This window comes from Streptomyces nanshensis (assembly GCF_001751255.1).
GTDB classification, from domain to species: domain Bacteria; phylum Actinomycetota; class Actinomycetes; order Streptomycetales; family Streptomycetaceae; genus Streptomyces; species Streptomyces nanshensis_A.
Map to the genome: position 1 here is coordinate 474 of NZ_LJGW01000027.1, position 2,192 is coordinate 2,665.

Below are 2,192 nucleotides of genomic sequence, written 5' to 3' on the forward strand. Positions count from 1 at the left end.
GGGTGAAATGGCGCTGGGCGGCGGGGACTTGGGTTCCTGTCCCGGCGCCGAGTGGCGGTCTTCGGCTCCTGGCACGTGGGGTGGCTGGCTGTCCGGCGGCTGTGGGCTGGGGGCGCTCTGTCCGTATCGGGCGCCGCGCCCCTTCCCGTGGCTGCCGCCCCGGTCCGGGGCGCTCCCCTGTGGTGGCGCGTCTGCGGGCCGGTGGATCTTTCCCTGCCATCTGCCGTCTGCCGCTCTCTGCCTCAGATTCAGCGCGCGCTTCGGGGGGAGTGCGTGATCTGCCGGGAAGATGAGCCCAAGAGGCGGTGATCCGCGGGCAGTTGAGCGAAGGGAAGTGGGGGCGCGACTCGCTGCGTTGCGGTACGTCCCATCCGGAGGACAGCGCAGACCCGGGGGCGCGGCACGCGAACGGACAGAGCGGGCCCCGGCCGCCGACTCCCGGCAGGGAGGAAAACGCACGCCAAGTCCCGTCCGTTCAGCGGGACTTCACACCCCGCGCCGCTCCCGCACCCGGCCGTCCTCCACCTCCAGGTGCCGCGTCGTGTGTACCGCCTCCAGCATCCGCCGGTCGTGGGTGACGAGCAGCAGGGTGCCCTCGTACGTCGCGAGTGCCGATTCGAGTTGTTCGATGGCGGGGAGGTCGAGGTGGTTCGTCGGCTCGTCCAGCACCAGCAGGTTCACGCCGCGGCCCTGGAGCAGCGCGAGCGCCGCGCGGGTGCGTTCGCCGGGTGAGAGGGTCACCGCGGGGCGCAGGACGTGGCGGGCCGCGAGGCCGAACTTGGCGAGCAGCGTGCGTACTTCCTCCGGTTGCAGCGACGCGGCGGCGCGGAACGCGTCGAGCAGGGTCTCCTCGCCGTGGAAGAGACGGCGTGCCTGGTCGACCTCGCCGACGACGACGCCCGAGCCCGACGAGGCCGTGCCCGCGGCGAGTTCGCACCGGCCCAGGAGCGCGGCCAGCAGCGTCGACTTGCCGGAGCCGTTGGGCCCGGTGACCGCGACGCGGTCGCGCCAGTCGATCTGGAGGTCGACCGGGCCCAACCGGAAGTCCCCGCGCCGTACTTCGGCACCGCGCAGCGTCGCGACGACCGAGCCGGAGCGCGGCGCCGCGGCGATCTCCATGCGCAACTGCCATTCCTTGCGCGGCTCTTCGACGGCGTCGGCCTCCAGCCGTTCGATCATCCGGTCCGTCTGCCGGGCCTTCGCGGCCTGTTTCTCGGTGGCCTCGATGCGGGCGTTGCGCAGGTTCTTGTCGTTGTCGGGCATTTTGCGGCGGGCGTTGCGCACGCCCTTGTCCATCCAGCCGCGCTGCTGCCGTGCCCTGGCCTCCAGTTGGGCGTGGCTGCGTGCGTACTCCTCGTACTCCTCACGCGCATGTCTGCGGGCGCGTTCGCGCTCCTCCAGATAGCTCTCGTAGCCGCCGCCGTAGTGGCGCACCTGCTGCTGGGCGAGGTCGAGTTCGAGGACGCTGCCGACCGTACGGGCGAGGAACTCGCGGTCGTGGCTGACGAGGACGGTGGCGGCGCGCAGCCCGGAGACGAAGGTCTCCAGCGTGCGCAGCCCGTCCAGGTCGAGGTCGTTGGTGGGCTCGTCCAGCAGGAAGACGTCGTAGCGGCTGAGCAGCAGCGAGGCGAGGGACGCGCGGGCGGCCTGGCCGCCGGAGAGGGTGGTCATCGGCCGCTCCCCCGCGACGTCGAGGCCGACGCGTGCGGTCACTTCGGCCGCTCGCTCCTCCAGGTCGGCGGCGCCGAGCGCCAGCCAGCGCTCCAGCGCGAGCGCGTACGCGTCGTCCGCTCCCGGGCGGCCCTCCTCCAGTGCGCGGGTGCTGTCGTCGAGGGCGGCCTGCGCGGCGGCGACGCCGGTGCGCCGTTCCAGAAAGGCGCGGACGGTCTCGCCCGCGCGGCGCTCCGGCTCCTGCGGAAGGAACCCGACGGTCGCGGTCGGCGGGGTGAGGGAGACGCTGCCCTCTTCGGCCTCGGGGGCCGGTCCCGCGCCGTACGCGGCTGCCGAGCCGCCCGTGAAGTGGCCCGCGCCGCCCGGGAGTTCGGCGCTTCCCGGGCCGTCGGCCACGGGCACGGCGTCCCCCGCGTCCGGGCGTCCCGGCGCCGACGGACGGGCGGCCGTCGCCAGCATCCGCAGCAGCGTGGACTTGCCGGCGCCGTTGGCACCGACCAGTCCCACCACGTCGCCCGGGG

General features: G+C 73.9%; 1 protein-coding gene. It reads right to left on the reverse strand.

All coding sequences use genetic code 11. The features are described from left to right. Positions 1-486: 486 nt before the first annotated feature. On the reverse strand, positions 487-2,192 hold a 1,706-nt coding region (locus AN218_RS01125; RefSeq protein WP_244900187.1), incomplete at its 5' end, for an ABC-F family ATP-binding cassette domain-containing protein.